Source organism: Plantactinospora mayteni, assembly GCF_016862935.1.
In the GTDB taxonomy this organism is placed as follows: Bacteria; Actinomycetota; Actinomycetes; order Mycobacteriales; family Micromonosporaceae; genus Plantactinospora; species Plantactinospora mayteni.
Map to the genome: position 1 here is coordinate 54,044 of NZ_BONX01000058.1, position 13,941 is coordinate 67,984.

Below are 13,941 nucleotides of genomic sequence, written 5' to 3' on the forward strand. Positions count from 1 at the left end.
GGTCAGCTGATCTTGAGCTCCTGCAACGCAGTAATCTGCTTGTTCTTCACCTCGTACGCCCAGATCACGACCTTGGTCGGGTCCACGTCGCCCTTGTCGTCGAACTTGATGTACTTCGAGACGCCCTGCTTGTCGTAGGACTTCACGAACGCCAGGATGTCGGCCCGGGTCTGCTTGCCCGCGTCGAACGCGTCCAGGTAGACCTTGGCACCGTCGTAGCCCTCGGCGCCGTACGAACCCGGCGCGATGCCGAATTCCTTCTGGTAGTCCGCCGAGAAGGTGCCGCCGGCCTTGTCGGCGGGGAGGCACGGGCAGGTGATGATCGCGCCCTCGGCACCGCCGGCCGCACCCTCGGGGAACGCCGGGTCGTAGAGACCGTCCGGACCGATGAACTTCGCGGTCACGCCCGCGGCACGCATCTGCTTGACCAGCGGAGCGGCCTCACGGGTGTAGCCGCCGTAGAACAGGTGGTCGGCGCCACTGCTCTTGATCTTGGATACGGTGGCGTCGAACTGCGACTGCTTCTCCTGGATCTTGTCGGTGGCCACCACCAGCGGGCCGAGCGCCTTCCCGAGTTCGGCGGTGATGCCCGCGCCGTACGCGCTGCCGTCGTCGACGACGAAGACCTTCTGCGCGTTCTGGCCCTTGAGGAAGGTCGCCACCGCGGCGGCCTGGGTGCCGTCGTGGCCGACGACCCGGAAGAACGAGGTGTTGCCCTTCTGGGTCAGGTCGATCCGGGTGGCCGACGGGCTCACCATCGCCAGGCCGGCGGCCTGGTAGACCGGCATCGTCGCGTCGCTCTCACCCGAGAAGTGCCCACCGATCACGCCGAGGAACGACGCGTCGCCCGCGATCTGGCTCGCGAACGGGGTGGCAACGGCGGGGTCGCCCTGGGTGTCGAATTCCTGCAGGGTGACCTCGCAGTCCGGCTTCGCCGCGTTGTGCTGCTTGACGGCGAGCTTGGCGCCGTTCAGCGACGGGATGACCAGACCCGCGTTGTCACCGGTGAACGCACCGAAGATCGCGATCTTGCCGCCACAGGCCTCAGCCTCGCTGCTGTCGCCGCCGCCCGAGTCCTGGCAGCCGGCCGCAGCCACCATCACCGCCGCCAGGGCGGCGGTGCTCAGCGCCCGTACATACTTACGCCTCACGGCTCCTTGACCTCCTCAAGATGCAGGCGACGATGGCCTGGTGGCGGGCGTACCGGGATCGGCCCACCCACCGCCGGACGATTAGCGTCCACCTGCGTTACGGCTCGTGATGGCGGAGCGTACCGAGGCTTATTCGGTCAAGGAAAGGTCTGACGGCCGGGCTTGCCAAACCGTTACGAACACGTGCACGCCCATGACCACAGCCGTAACAAGCGAGTCCGGCTTCGCCCCTTATCCGGCCTGCTGTCCGAGTCTCCTCCGCACCCGGAACCTGAGGCCGCGCGGCCTCAGGTTCCGGGGGTCAGCCGGGTGGCGAAGACCGCTCCCTCCCGGCCGTCGTCCACCGCCAGCAGCACCTGGTCGCCGACCGCGAAGACGCTCACGTCCCGGGCCGCGCCGGCCGGCATCGACACCGGCCCGGTCACCGGCCGCCAGGTACGCCCGCCGTCGGCGCCGGACCAGAGCGAGTACGACGACCCGTCGGAGACGACCGCGAGCAGCCGGTCCCCGGCCACGGTCAGCGCGCCAATGGCCGGGGCTCCGGCGGAACCGTGCGTGCCGAACGCGCCGGTCGACTCCCAGCCCTGCGGGCCGCGCCGCCAGACACCGAACTCCTTGCCCCGCAGCCCCACCGCCACCGGTGTCCCGGCCAGCACCACGACCCGCTGGAGTTCCTCGTACGCCTCGGTCGCCGGCACCGGGTCCCGCTGCCAGGTCCGGCCGTCCGGAGAGGTCCAGGCGAGCGGGTCGCGGTCGATCCGGCCGCCGGGCGGCAGGATGCCACCGACCATCAGCCAGCCCTGCTCGGTCGCCACCGCGTCGAAGCCCCAGGTCGTGCCCCGGCCGTCGGTGACCAGCTCCGGCACGCCCTCCATGATCTCGAACTCGGCCGCGTCGGCGGAGACCCAGGACGCCACCCCGCTGGACCGGTTGCCGGTGATCAGGTAGCCCCGGGGACCGGCGACCAGCCGGGCCACGTTCACCGCCGTCGGACCGCCGTACAGCTCGAACCGGGCCTCGACCTCGACCAGGGAGCCGTCGGGACGCTGCTGCCAACTGCTCGCCCGGGGATTGCCGTGCGCGCCGCCCGGCTTGTCACCGAGGATCGCGACCCGGCCGTCTCGGCAGGCCGCCGAGTAGAGCACGCTGCGCCGCCCGTAGTAGCCCTTCGGCTCCAGCGTCGTCGCCGTCCAGGTCGCCCCGTCGGTGCTGGTCCAGGCCGCCGGTCGGGTCTCCCCCGCTCCGCCGCCGACCCCGCCGGCCAGATACCACCGGCCGTCGCAGCCGGTGACGTCCCGCACCATCGGCCGGCCGGGCGTGCCGGCCGGCGCGGGCAGGGTCAGCCGCTGCCACTGTGGCCGGACCGGCTCGGGCGGCGGCTCCGGCGCGGGCTCCGAACAGCCGGCGCTGAGTAACACGGCCGCAAGGAGTGTGGCGCCGACGCCACGCCGTCCGGGAAACATCGCCCGAGTCTAAGCCCGGAGTACGACGCCGTGGGCCCCTCGATCGACTCCGGGAGGGCCCGCGCCGGCTCGCCTGGCAGGTCGGGAGGATCGGCCGATCGGGCCGGAAACTCAGCCTGCCTCGGCCGGCTCGGCGCCGGTGCCCTCGGCCAGGATCCGCTCGGCCACCTCGCGCATCGTCATCCGGTGGTCCATCGCGGTGCGCTGGATCCACTTGAACGCCTGCGGCTCGGTCATCCCGTAGGTCGTCATCAGTGCGCCCTTGGCCCGCTCCACCGTCTTGCGGATCTCCAGGCGGTCGGTCAGGCCGGCCACCTCGGCCTCCAGGGCGGCGATCTCCGAGTAGCGCGACAGCGCGATCTCGATCGCCGGCACCAGGTCGCTCTTCTGGAACGGCTTGACCAGGTACGCCATCGCGCCGGCCGCCCGGGCCCGCTCCACCAGGTCCCGCTGGCTGAACGCGGTGAGGATGACCACCGGGGCGATCCGGCCACCGGCGATCCGCTCCGCGGCGGCCAACCCATCCATGATGGGCATCTTGATGTCGAGGATGACGAGGTCGGGCTTCAACTCCTCGGCGAGGCGCACCGCGGTCTCGCCGTCGCCCGCCTCCCCGACCACGTCGTAGCCCTCCTCGACCAGCATCTCGGCCAGGTCCAGCCGGATGAGCGCCTCGTCCTCGGCGATCAACACCCGCCTACGCTCGGTACCAGCCTGAATGTCGGCCACGAGCCCCTACCCCCAACTACATTTCCGACACCTGCCCAGCCGGGTGTCGCCGCCCTCAGCGTAGTGGGTAGTCTTATCGACACCAGGCCCCTGTAGCCCAACGGCAGAGGCGCGATTCTCAAAAGATCGACAGTGTGGGTTCGAATCCCACCGGGGGCACTCCACATATACCTGTTTTCCCTGGTCACAGGCTTGATCAAGATGGCGAACGCCGAGAGTGGCCCGGCCTACGACGTTTGCCCTCCGGTGGAGGCTGAGGTCTGAGCGGCGTGGTGCAGGGCGCGCAGTTCCCGGATGGCGGTGACGGCACGTGGTCCGTCGAAGACCTGGATCGCGAGCAGGTGCACGGATTCACCGTTGCTGACCAGTAGCGACGCCCAGGGTCGGTTGCGTTTGAACTCGACGGCGGTGACGGCGGTCCAGGGCAGGGTGAGGTCCCGGTGGAAGCCGCGTACCCGTACGGCCTGTGAGTCGGCGTCGACGCGTAACCGGAGCGGGAGCAGGGCCAGGAGGGCGACGATCGGGCCCATTCCCATCAGCGCCCACTTGTCTTCCTCGGTGAGGGCGCCGCCGTTGCTGACGGTGCCGCTGAGGGTGGCGCCCCACCAGATGTAGGCCAGCAGGATCAGCGGGGAGGCGACGACGGCGGCTTGCCGCATGCGATGTGGCCGGGCGGTCAGCGACGGCGTGAGCCGCGATGGTTCTCTGTCCACGGGGACTCCAAGGGGTTCTCGGCGCGGCCGGATTCGACCGGGCGTGCATGGCGGGTTCGGGGTGGTGGTGGCCTGTTGCCCGTTCGGGGTGGTGGTGGCCTGTTGCCCGGGCCGGTGCACCAGACGGGTCGGTGCGGTGACAACGGGTGGGGCGTGGCCGACCTCCGGGTGGGCGGTCGCATGCGGGGTTCAGGCGCCCGCGTAGGAGTGCAGACCGGCGATGACCAGGTTGACGGCGAACAGGTTGAACATCATCGTGGCCCAGCCGGCGATGGCGAGCCACGCCGTCGTCGTACGGCGCACACTGGCGGTCGCGCGGGCGTGTAGGTAGGCGGCGTAGCTGACCCAGGAGATGAATGCCCAGGTCTCCTTCGGATCCCAGCCCCAGTACCGGCCCCAGGACGCCTCGGCCCAGATCGCGCCGGCGATGACGGCGAAGGTCCAGATCGGGAAGGCGAACGCGTGCAGCCGGAACGTCAGGCGTTCCAGTGCCGCCGGGGCGGGCAGTCGGCGTGCCAGTGTGCTGACGAGCCCGCCCGGCCGGGCGGGGCGTACGGCGATGAGGTAGGCCGTCGCGGTGACGAAGCCGAGCAGGAACACCCCGCTGGCCAGAGCCGCGGTGCTGACATGGATCTTCAGCCAGGTCGAGTTGAGAGCGGGTACGAGGGGACCGGCTGGGGTGTAGACGCGAAGTCCGGCCAGCCCCAGCAGGATCAGGGTGCTGGTCGCGACGTAGAGCCCGAGGGGCTGTAGTTCGGGCCGCTGTCTGAGCACGGCCAGCCAGGCCAGTACGCCGGCGAGGGTGACCGCGAGGATGAACTCGTACATGTTGCCCCACGGCACGCGTTCGGCGGCGAGTCCGCGGGTGGTGAGGGCGCCGGCCTGGGCGAGCGCGGCGGCGATGGTGGCCACCACTGCCACGCCGCCGGCCCACCGCTGGACGGGGGCGGCCTCGCGGGTGACGGGACCGACGGTGTCGCCCGAGGTCGCGGGATCACCGGCTGCCCCCACGGTCAGGAGTCGTCGGTGCGGCGCCCGGACGTTGACCGCGTACGCGGCGGCGTAGCCGATCATGGCGACGAGGTGGCAGAAGAGCGATACGACGAACAGTTGGTCGGACAACTGGGCCATTATCGGGGCCCTCCGACTGCTCGCCCGGCTTCGGGAGTCTGTTGGCTGGGCATCAGTACTCCACCTCCGCCGGATAGCCGGCCAGGGCGAGCACGGTCGTGAGCTGTGTGGGGTCGCAGGTGTCGCCGTCGGCGTCCACCACGCAGCGGCCGGCCTGGGCCGAGGCGTGTGCGTAGTACACGCCCGGTACCTCCTCCAGCTTGGCGGTTACCAGTGCCGCGTCCACCGCGTTCTCCAAACCGACGACTAGCAGGTGATAGGTGATGCTGTTACTCATGAGATGGGCTTTCCTCAGCAGGACAGGGAAGCGAGGCGCGGCAGCGGCGCCACAGGCGGTACGAGAGGGCAGGGCCGGACGTTCAGCGACGTGGCGATCGCCGGCCCCGGGTGACTGGCGCGAGTCGACGGACACTCAGGCTGTCCGGGCGGCCTCGACCGGGCCGGGCGGACGGCTGCGACGGTGACCTATGTGCGCGAGACGCCCAGTTGAGCCAAGAGCGGCGTGCTCCCCCACGGGCGAGCGGCAGACCGACCCAGCCGGAGTCGTGTCGTGGGTGGCTGGCTCGGGCCTGCGGTCCGCACGCCCGCGAGGATGATCCCCAGAGTGGTCACCAGCAGCACGCAGATCCCGAGGAGGGCATCCGCGACACCGCCGTGGCCTGCGGTCGGACCCGTGCCGGCGAGGACTGTCGCGGGCTGCGCGACCGTGTCCGTGACGGCGCCGGCGAGCGGCTGCCCGGCGGATTCGAGTTGTTCCCGGGAGGGCCCGTTGGCGTTGGTGGTGCCCCCGCCGACGCCATCCACCGTCACTGCGGTGGCAAGTCCGATGACGCACTGCCCGCCGTGCAACCACACCATTGCCAGGGCGGCGACGACGGCGATCAGAACGGGCAGTCGCCTGCCGGCGTTGCGCTGCTCGCCGTACCCGGACACGCGGCAACGATACCGTGCGACGTATCCCGGGCTGCCACGACCCACATCGGCGTGACGACTGAACTCCATCCCACCTGGACCGCGCGGCGCTCGTACACCGTGTCCGACCTTGCGGTCCCGCTGACCGCAAGCGGAGGTGGGACAAGGTTCGCTGTTCAAGGTCGCGGGGGTTGGTCGGGGCCGTGGGAGGCGCTGGCGGGGTTGCCGGCACGGCCGTCGCGGGCGGCGAGTTCGGCGAGCATCCGGTTGTAGGCGGCGAGCGCCTCGTCTTCGCGTCCTTCGGCCTCGGCCCGGTCTGCGGCCCGGTCGAGCCGGCGCTGTTCCCGCTCGTCGGCTCGGGCCCACTGTCGGAACAGCGCGCCGAGGACGACGACACCGGGGATCTCGCCGAAGGACCAGGCGATCCCGCCGGCGGTGTGTTGGTCGTCCAGCGGCGTCGGCCCCCACGGCCGGGCCAGCACGGTGAACCAGTCGGGCGCCAGCAGCGCGGTGGACTGCATCACCGCCACTCCGAAGAAGGCGTGCAGGACCATGGCCACCACGACCAGCAGCATCCGCACCGGGTAGCCGACCCGGCGCGGCGCCGGGTCGGTGCCGATCACCACCCAGAAGAACAGGTAACCGGTACCGACGAAGTGGCCCAACATCAGCAGGTGCGCGGCGTGGGACCGCAGGGCGAGTTCGTACAGGCCGGTGAAGTACATCGCGTAGATGCTGGCCACGAAGAGGACCAGCGCCACGACCGGCTGGGTCAGCGTCGCCGTCACCCGGGAGTGCAGGACGGCGAGCAGCCATTCACGCGGCCCTGGCCAGGCGGGGTCGGTCGAGGCGGGCAGGGCGCGCAGGGCGAGGGTGACCGGGGCGGAGAGCACCAGCAGGATCGGGGCGATCATCATCAGCATCAGGTGCTGCACCATGTGCACGCTGAACAGGACCGGGGCGTACCGGGCCAGGCCGGAGGACGTGGCCAGCACGATCACGGCCAGGCCGGCCAGGAACGTGGCGACCCGCGCGACCGGCCAGGCGTCACCGCGTCGGCGCAGCCGCCACACCCCGGCCAGGTACAGGACGGTGGCGATCAGCGCGCCGGTGATGGCCAGTGGCTCGGGCAGCCAGTCGGCGACCAGCCGGGCCGGGCTCATCGGCGCGGGCATCGGATAGCCGAGCAGCGCCTGAGCGACACTCTCACCACCATCATCGGTCGGTGGCGGTGGCGTACGGGACAGCGCCACCCCGGCACCGACCGCGACCGCGAACAGCAGCACCTCCAGCCCGGCGGTGACCGCGAACCTGCGACGATCACCGGCGACCAGGGCCGGAATCGCCGCCCGACGCTGCCACCACCCCGCCGCCGCGATCCCGGCCAGGACCACCACCTTGACGAGGACGAGCTGCCCGTAGCGGGTGTCCCACACGGCGGCGAGGTCAGGCACCCGGACGGCCGCCGACACCAGCCCGGAGCCGGCGACCAGGATCAGACACAGTGCGGCCAGCGGGGAGAACCGACGTACGGCAACCGCCAACTGCTCGGTCGGAGCCCGGCCGGTCAACGCCAACGCGAACAGTCCGCCCGCCCAGACCGTGACCGGCACGACGTGCAGCAACAGTCCGGAGACGGCCACCTGGTGGTTGCTGGCGGCGGCAGCGTGACCGGTGAACACTGGCGGAACGACGGCGAGCACCGCCAGCAGCATCGCCCCGGCCGCCACCCGCGGACTCAGCGTCACCCGGCAGATCACGAACACCGCACCGGCCAGTACGGCCGACAGTCCGAGCGCCTGGCCGAGGCTGATGGTCGTCGCGAAGTTGACCAGGGACCGAAGCCCACCGACCTGGCCGAGCGGCATGCCGAGCAGGTCGGCCAGCGTGTAGGCCAACTCGACGAGGCTGAACAGGCACCAGAGCAGAGCGGCCCAGCCGGCGGCGCGAATGCGCCGGTAGCCGGTCGCCGACAGCCGACCGGCCTGCCGAGGCGAGAGCACCACCGCGGCCAACAGCAGCCCGACGGTGGCCACCGCGCAGACCTGCGCACCGAGCTTTGCGGCGGGCAGCGCCCACACCGTCACCCAACCGGGGTCGGGCAGGCCGGGCACCCTCTCGGTGCCCAGGATGCCCGCGTACCAGGAGAGGCCGACCATCGCCGCGGCGGCGACAGCCGATCCGCCGCCGACCAGCAGACCCGCGGCCCGCCAGCGGACCGGGCCGGTCACCACACGCCCCGCCGACGTTGCCGTGGCGGGACGCCCACTACGAAGGCCACCGCCACCACCGCCACCAGACGAAGTCCTCATTACCCGTGCTACCCCCGGCCACTTTCTACGCCATGCCATCGGAGGGTCGCCGGGTGGGCGCGCCGGGTTCCCCTTGTCACCCCAACGTGTCAGCCGACACACCCGCATCCCGAGCCACGATCGTCCGCGCCAGCCGGTACGCGTCCCGGTCCACCCCGTCCAGCAGTGCCGAACCGCGCTGCGACTGCCACGGCAGGCCCACGAAGTACAGCCCCGGCACCGCCGTCACACCACGCCGGTGCTCCGGCCGGCCAGCGGCGTCCAGTACCGGCAGCCGCAGCCACGGATAGTGCGGACGGTAGCCGGTCGCCCACACCACCGCCGCCACCGCCAGCCGCTGCCCACCGTCGAAGCACAGCCACCGACCGTTGGCGTCGACGGCCTGCGGCACCAGTCGCACCCGCCCCGCACGGACCAGCCGACCCACGTCGGTGCCGATCACCGGCTCGCCCCGGCGGCGCAACAACCGGCCCCGCCACGATCCGGTCGGGGCGTGCAACAGGCCCGGCCGGTGCAGCCACCAGAACACGTCCCGGCCCAGGATCCGCTGCGGCAGGTACGGCTGCGCCCGGCCGGCCAGCACCACGTCCCGCCCTGCGGCGACCAACTCGGCGGCGATCTGCACCCCAGAGTTCCCCCGGCCGACCACCACGATCGGTCCGCCGGCCGGCACCTGCGCCGGATTGCGGTAGTCATGGCTGTGGACCTGTACCACCCCCGCGTCCAACCGCGCGGCGAACGCCGGCCGCACCGGCTCCTGGAACGGCCCCGTCGCCACCACCACCTGCCCCGCAGTCCAGCTCCGGCCACCCGATGTGACCAGCGTGAACCCGTCGCCGGACTCTGCTGCGGCCAGTTCGGTCACCTCGACACCCACCTCGACCGGCGCGCCGACCTGCGCGGCGTACGCGGCCAGGTAGTCGGCCACCTCGTCCTTACCCGGATGCCGGTCGCCGGACCCGGGAAACGGCAGGCCACGAAGCTGGCTGTAGCGCGCCGGGGTGAACAGCCGCAACGAGTCCCACCGGCACCGCCACGAGTCACCCACCCGCTCGGCCCGGTCGAAGAGCGTCACCCGCAGTCCACTGCCCCGTAGGTGACCGGCGATCGCCAGACCAGCCTGCCCGGCCCCGATCACCGCCACGTCAAGCCGCACCACACACCTCCTCGACAGTGCGCTCCCGCACCGGCGTCAGCTCGGCGTACAACAGCCGTCCCCCGCACAGTCCGCGGTCGCGGTTCTGGTGACCGGTGCGCAGCAGACATCACCCCGCCATGCCTCCCGGCCCTCCTTGACCGCCACCCCCGCGATGACCAATGCCGCCACCGGATCAGCCCACGACCAGCCGAACAGACTGTTCACGCCCAGACCGACCAGCAGCACCGCGGAGAGATACGTGCAGAGCAGCGTCTGCTTCGAGTCCGCCACCGCCGACCGCGAACCAAGCTCCCGGCCCGCCCGCCGCTGCGCGTACGACAGCCCGGGCATCACCGCCAGCGACGCGGCAGCCAGCACCAGTCCCACACTCGAGTGCTCCGCCTCGGCGCCACCGAGCAGGGCGCGAACCGACTCGACCGTCACGTACGCGGCGAGGGCGAAGAACGACACCGCGATCACCCGCAGCGCCACCCGTTCCCGCGCCTGCGGATCCCGCCCGGCGAACTGCCACGCCACCGCCGCGGCCGACGACACCTCGATCACCGAATCCAGCCCGAAGCCGATCAACGCCGTCGACGACGCGATCGTGCCAGCGGTGATCGCCAGCACCGCCTCGACCACGTTGTAGGTGATCGTCGCCGCGACCAGCAACCGCACCCGCCGCGCCAGCACCGCCCGACGGACAGGATCTGGACCGACCTGCCCGAGCTGGATCAGTGGTCCGGTCACCCGCAGCAGCCGTTCTCGACGGCTTCCGGACACGCGGCCGGATCGACCGCGAGCACCAGACCCAACAGATCCCCCAACGCGTGAGCCAGCCGCGGATCGGCCAGCTCGTAGCGGCTACGCCGGCCCTCGGGCACCGCCACCACCAGGCCGCAGCCCCGCAGGCAGCCGAGATGGTTGGACAGGTTCTGCCGCGTCACACCCAACAGATCCGCCAGGTCTGCCGGATATCCCGGGCCCTCCCGCAGCGCCAGCAGCAACCGCGCCCGGGTCGGATCGGACAACGCGTGGCCGAACCGGGCAAGCACCTGGCCGTAGGTCAACGTCTCCATCACCGCATCGTACACTGATCGCTGTATTCAGCGATAGCTGAATGCTCGGCAGGCCGTCGGACTCAACCCGGGCGGTCCCCGGCGCCCCTCGGCGTTGCCCACCACAGCACGCCCGGCGCCAGCACCGTCAGTGCGGCCAACGAGGAAGGACACCACGAACTCATGAAGGTCTCGGCGTTACGGTTGCTGGCGGATGCCCGTTCCGCGAAGGCGGGCGGCGAGCCGGCAATGGCCGCCCGGCAGCGGACCCGGCTGGCCGAACTCGTGACCTGGGCGCGTACCCACTCGCCCTACTACCGCCACCTGTACCAGGGTCTGCCCGCCGACCTGAGCAACCTGGCTCGGCTGCCAATCACTCGCAAGAGCGAGCTGATGGCCCACTTCGACGACTGGGTTACCGACCCGGCCGTCACCCTCGCCCAGGCGCGAGCGTTCGCTGACGACCCGACACGGATCGGTGCACCGTTCGCCGGCCGCTACACGCTGACCACCACCTCGGGTACCACCGGCACGCACGGGATCTTCCTGCAAGACGCCCGCGCCGGCGCGGTGACCTCCGCGATGATGGCCCGGATGTTGGCCGGTTGGCTGAGCATCCGGGACGTGGCCCGCATCGCGCGTGGCGGCGCCCGGATGGCGCTGGTGGCGCCGGGCGGCGGGCACTTCGCCTCCACCGTGGCCGCTGCCCGGCTGCGCGACCGCTCCCGCATCGCCACCTTCAGCGTGCACCAGCCGTTGGACGCCCTCGTGGCCGAACTCAACGCGTTCCGCCCGGCGGTGCTGGCCCCGTACGCGAGCATCGGCGCGCTGCTGGCCGGCGAGGCCGAGGCGGGACGGCTGCACATCGACCCCACCCTCGTGATCCTCAGCGCCGAAGGGCTGCCCACACCTGAGTACGCCCGCATCGCGACCGCCCTCGGCGCGAAGGTACGCACCAGCTACGCCTGCAACGAGTGCCCGTTCCTCAGCTCCGGCTGCACCGAAGGCTGGATGCACCTCAACGCCGACTGGGCCGTCCTCGAACCCGTCGACGAGCACTACCAGCCGGTGGCACCCGGCGAGCCGTCGCACACCGTGCTGCTGACCAACCTGGCCAACCACGTACAGCCGATCCTGCGCTACGACCTCGGCGACGCCGTCCTCCAGCGCCCCGACGCCTGCCCGTGCGGCAACCCCGGTCCGGCCGTCCGGGTCCAGGGCCGCGCCGCCGACCTGCTCACCTTCCCCGGCCCCGGACCGGCGGGGGAAGAAACGCCGGTCACCCTCGCCCCACTCCCGCTGGCCACGCTGCTGGAGGCGGTACCCGGCCTGGAGCTGTTCCAGATCGTCCACACCGCGCCGACCGCGCTGCGCATCCGGCTGCGCCCGGCGCCCGGCACCGACCCCGACGCCCTCTGGAGCCAGGTCGACACCCGGATGCGCGACCTGCTGACCCGCCACGGCCTCGGCCACGTCACGACCGAGCGCGCGAGCGAGCCACCGCAACAGAACGCCGGCGGCAAGTACCGCGCCGTCATCCCCGCCGCCACGCCCACCTCCACGTCCACGGCCGACACCCCATGACGACCACCACCACACCCTCGTCGGGTCCGCCGGTCGTCGGTAAGGGTCCGCCGGTCGTCAGAGCGGGTCCGTCGGCGGCTTCCGCGCGAGGATGAGCCGGTACCGTGGGCTGCCGTCCCGGTACCGGCCCAGGTCGGTCAGGTCGACGGTCGTCGCGGTGAAGCCAACCGCCGTCAACTCGTCGCAGAGTGCCGGCACCGGGCTGGTGTGGTAGTACATGACGAACGGTGGGCGCCACACGGCATTGCGGACCCGCATGACCACGTCGAATCCGAGCGTGGCCCAGTGCCACACCGAGGTCAGTGGCGGCGGCGCGGCGATCGCGAAGGTGAAGAGCCCGCCGGGCCGCAGCGCGCGGTAGATCCCCTCGAACAGTGCGGGCCGTTCGGCGGGCAGGAAGTGCCCGAAGGCTCCGAAGCTGACCGCCAGGTCGGCGTCCTCGGTGAAAGGCAGGGCCCGCGCGTCGGCCCGCACCCACCTGGCGTCCGGGTACGCGCTGCGCGCCTGCGCGAGCATTCCGGCGCTGAAGTCGACGCCCGTGATCCGTCCCTGGCACAGGGAGCTGAGCACCCGCATGCCCGCGCCGGTACCGCAGCACACGTCCAGCCCACGGTCGAACGGTCCCAGTCCGGCCAGGGCATTGGCGGTCGCGCCGACGATGCTCTCCGACGTGCGGAAGGGCGTGTGGTCGAACTTCGGGGCCAGGAGATCGTAGCCACGCTCGACCGACGACAGCGCCTGCACACCCAGTTCACGCAGGGACGGGCCTTGAGGCGAGAACACCGACCGAGGGTACCCGGCAGACCCGACCATGAGGTCAGCCGATCCGCACTCCCTCGGCTGGCCGACCGGCCGAGCGGCGCCGCCCGCGCCGGCCCGGCGGGGGCGTTCGGCGTACCGCTGCCGGACCGGCCTCGTCATCCGACCGAGGTCACGGGTTCATCCACCGGCAACGGCACCGCCGATCCGGGCCGGCAGGCTTCCGGTCGATGTACGTCGACTCGTACTGCGAGCGCACCGCGCCCGGGCTGTGGAACGAACCGGCCAACGCGGTCAGCAACCTGGCGTTCCTGGCCGCCTCGGCGCTGCTGCTCTGGCTGCTGGCCGGGCAACGACACCGGGTACCGGTCAGCGTCTGGCTGCTGCCGGTGCTGCTCGGCATCGTCGGCCTGGCCAGCCTCGCCTTCCACACCGTCGCCACCCGGCTCACCTCGGCGCTGGACTCGCTGGCGATCCTGCTCTTCGTACTCGTCGGGGTGGCCGTGGTGCTGCACTGGATGTGGCGGGTCCGCTGGCGCTGGGCCTGGCTCGCCGCGCCGGCCTTCCTCGGGTTCGCCGTCGGCCTGAACCTGCTGCTCTACGCGGCCGGCGGCGAGCGGGCGACGGTGGGTGGGTACGCCCCCGCGCTCGCCGGCCTGGCCGCGCTCGGCCTGGCGGTCCGGTTCACCGCCCCACCCGACGCGGCCAGGTTCGGCGGCTGGCTGCTCGGCGCGGCGGCGCTGTTCACCGCCTCGCTCACCCTGCGGACGCTGGACGGGCCGCTCTGTGCGGACCTGCCGGTCGGCACCCACTTCCTCTGGCACTGCCTGAACGCCACCGTGCTGTTCCTGGTGAGCTACGCCGTACTGCGCCGCTGGCAGCAGACGGTGGCGCCACGCTGAGCCACCAGGCCCGCCCCGGCTCGGGCGCGCTGAGCCACCAGGCCCGCCCCGGCTCGGGCGCGCTGAGCCACCAGGCCCGCCCCGGGCGT

At 71.8% G+C, this 13,941-nt stretch carries 14 protein-coding genes and 1 tRNA gene; 3 read left to right on the plus strand and 12 right to left on the minus strand.

Annotated elements, in window-relative coordinates:
* Positions 1–2: 2 nt before the first annotated feature.
* The 3 genes from Pma05_RS36820 to Pma05_RS36830 all read right to left on the minus strand — a co-directional run bounded on the left by Pma05_RS36820 (position 3) and on the right by Pma05_RS36830 (position 3,343).
* The gene (locus Pma05_RS36820) at positions 3–1,151 is read right to left on the minus strand and encodes a branched-chain amino acid ABC transporter substrate-binding protein (protein WP_203862144.1); all 1,149 of its coding nucleotides are present in this window, start codon (positions 1,149–1,151) and stop codon (positions 3–5) included.
* 287 nt (positions 1,152–1,438) lie between these two features.
* Positions 1,439–2,569: a hypothetical protein gene (locus Pma05_RS36825; protein WP_239313872.1), complete on the minus strand. Its 1,131-nt coding sequence runs from the start codon at positions 2,567–2,569 to the stop codon at positions 1,439–1,441.
* Between the two features lie 156 nt (positions 2,570–2,725).
* Complete coding sequence (locus Pma05_RS36830; RefSeq protein ID WP_203862146.1) at positions 2,726–3,343, minus strand: ANTAR domain-containing response regulator; 618 nt, start codon at positions 3,341–3,343, stop codon at positions 2,726–2,728.
* 86 nt (positions 3,344–3,429) lie between these two features.
* On the opposite strand from Pma05_RS36830, the gene Pma05_RS36835 reads away from it, so the two are divergent.
* Positions 3,430–3,502, plus strand: a tRNA-Leu gene (locus tag Pma05_RS36835).
* A 68-nt stretch (positions 3,503–3,570) separates the two neighbouring features.
* Here the strand turns inward: Pma05_RS36835 and Pma05_RS36840 are convergent.
* The 8 genes from Pma05_RS36840 to Pma05_RS36875 all read right to left on the minus strand — a co-directional run bounded on the left by Pma05_RS36840 (position 3,571) and on the right by Pma05_RS36875 (position 10,628).
* Complete coding sequence (locus Pma05_RS36840) at positions 3,571–4,056, minus strand: PH domain-containing protein (protein ID WP_203862147.1); 486 nt, start codon at positions 4,054–4,056, stop codon at positions 3,571–3,573.
* Positions 4,057–4,245: 189 nt separating this feature from the next.
* On the minus strand, positions 4,246–5,187 hold the full coding sequence (gene ccsB, locus Pma05_RS36845; protein ID WP_203862148.1) for a c-type cytochrome biogenesis protein CcsB: 942 nt from the start codon (positions 5,185–5,187) through the stop codon (positions 4,246–4,248).
* Between the two features lie 52 nt (positions 5,188–5,239).
* Positions 5,240–5,464, minus strand: coding sequence for a hypothetical protein (locus tag Pma05_RS36850; RefSeq protein WP_203862149.1), 225 nt, complete (start codon positions 5,462–5,464; stop codon positions 5,240–5,242).
* 188 nt (positions 5,465–5,652) lie between these two features.
* Positions 5,653–6,120, minus strand: coding sequence for a hypothetical protein (locus Pma05_RS36855; RefSeq protein WP_203862150.1), 468 nt, complete (start codon positions 6,118–6,120; stop codon positions 5,653–5,655).
* Between the two features lie 155 nt (positions 6,121–6,275).
* On the minus strand, positions 6,276–8,411 hold the full coding sequence (locus tag Pma05_RS36860; RefSeq protein WP_372441620.1) for a bifunctional copper resistance protein CopD/cytochrome c oxidase assembly protein: 2,136 nt from the start codon (positions 8,409–8,411) through the stop codon (positions 6,276–6,278).
* Between the two features lie 76 nt (positions 8,412–8,487).
* Complete coding sequence (locus Pma05_RS36865) at positions 8,488–9,567, minus strand: flavin-containing monooxygenase (protein ID WP_203862151.1); 1,080 nt, start codon at positions 9,565–9,567, stop codon at positions 8,488–8,490.
* A 36-nt stretch (positions 9,568–9,603) separates the two neighbouring features.
* The gene (locus tag Pma05_RS36870; protein WP_203862152.1) at positions 9,604–10,299 is read right to left on the minus strand and encodes a cation diffusion facilitator family transporter; all 696 of its coding nucleotides are present in this window, start codon (positions 10,297–10,299) and stop codon (positions 9,604–9,606) included.
* Positions 10,296–10,628 (minus strand): ArsR/SmtB family transcription factor, encoded by a 333-nt coding sequence (locus Pma05_RS36875; RefSeq protein WP_203862153.1) that lies wholly within the window; start codon positions 10,626–10,628, stop codon positions 10,296–10,298. Before Pma05_RS36875 ends, Pma05_RS36870 begins: the two co-directional genes overlap by 4 nt.
* Before the next feature lie 162 nt (positions 10,629–10,790).
* Here Pma05_RS36875 and Pma05_RS36880 point away from each other — a divergent pair, with 162 nt between their 5' ends.
* Entirely contained in the window at positions 10,791–12,191 is a 1,401-nt protein-coding gene (locus tag Pma05_RS36880; protein WP_203862154.1) for a phenylacetate--CoA ligase family protein, read from the plus strand.
* Positions 12,192–12,248: 57 nt separating this feature from the next.
* Here Pma05_RS36880 and Pma05_RS36885 read toward each other — a convergent pair whose 3' ends face one another.
* Positions 12,249–12,974, minus strand: coding sequence for a class I SAM-dependent methyltransferase (locus tag Pma05_RS36885; RefSeq protein WP_203862155.1), 726 nt, complete (start codon positions 12,972–12,974; stop codon positions 12,249–12,251).
* Positions 12,975–13,180: 206 nt separating this feature from the next.
* On the opposite strand from Pma05_RS36885, the gene Pma05_RS36890 reads away from it, so the two are divergent.
* Positions 13,181–13,852, plus strand: coding sequence for a hypothetical protein (locus Pma05_RS36890; RefSeq protein WP_203862156.1), 672 nt, complete (start codon positions 13,181–13,183; stop codon positions 13,850–13,852).
* The last annotated feature ends 89 nt before the right edge of the window (positions 13,853–13,941 follow it).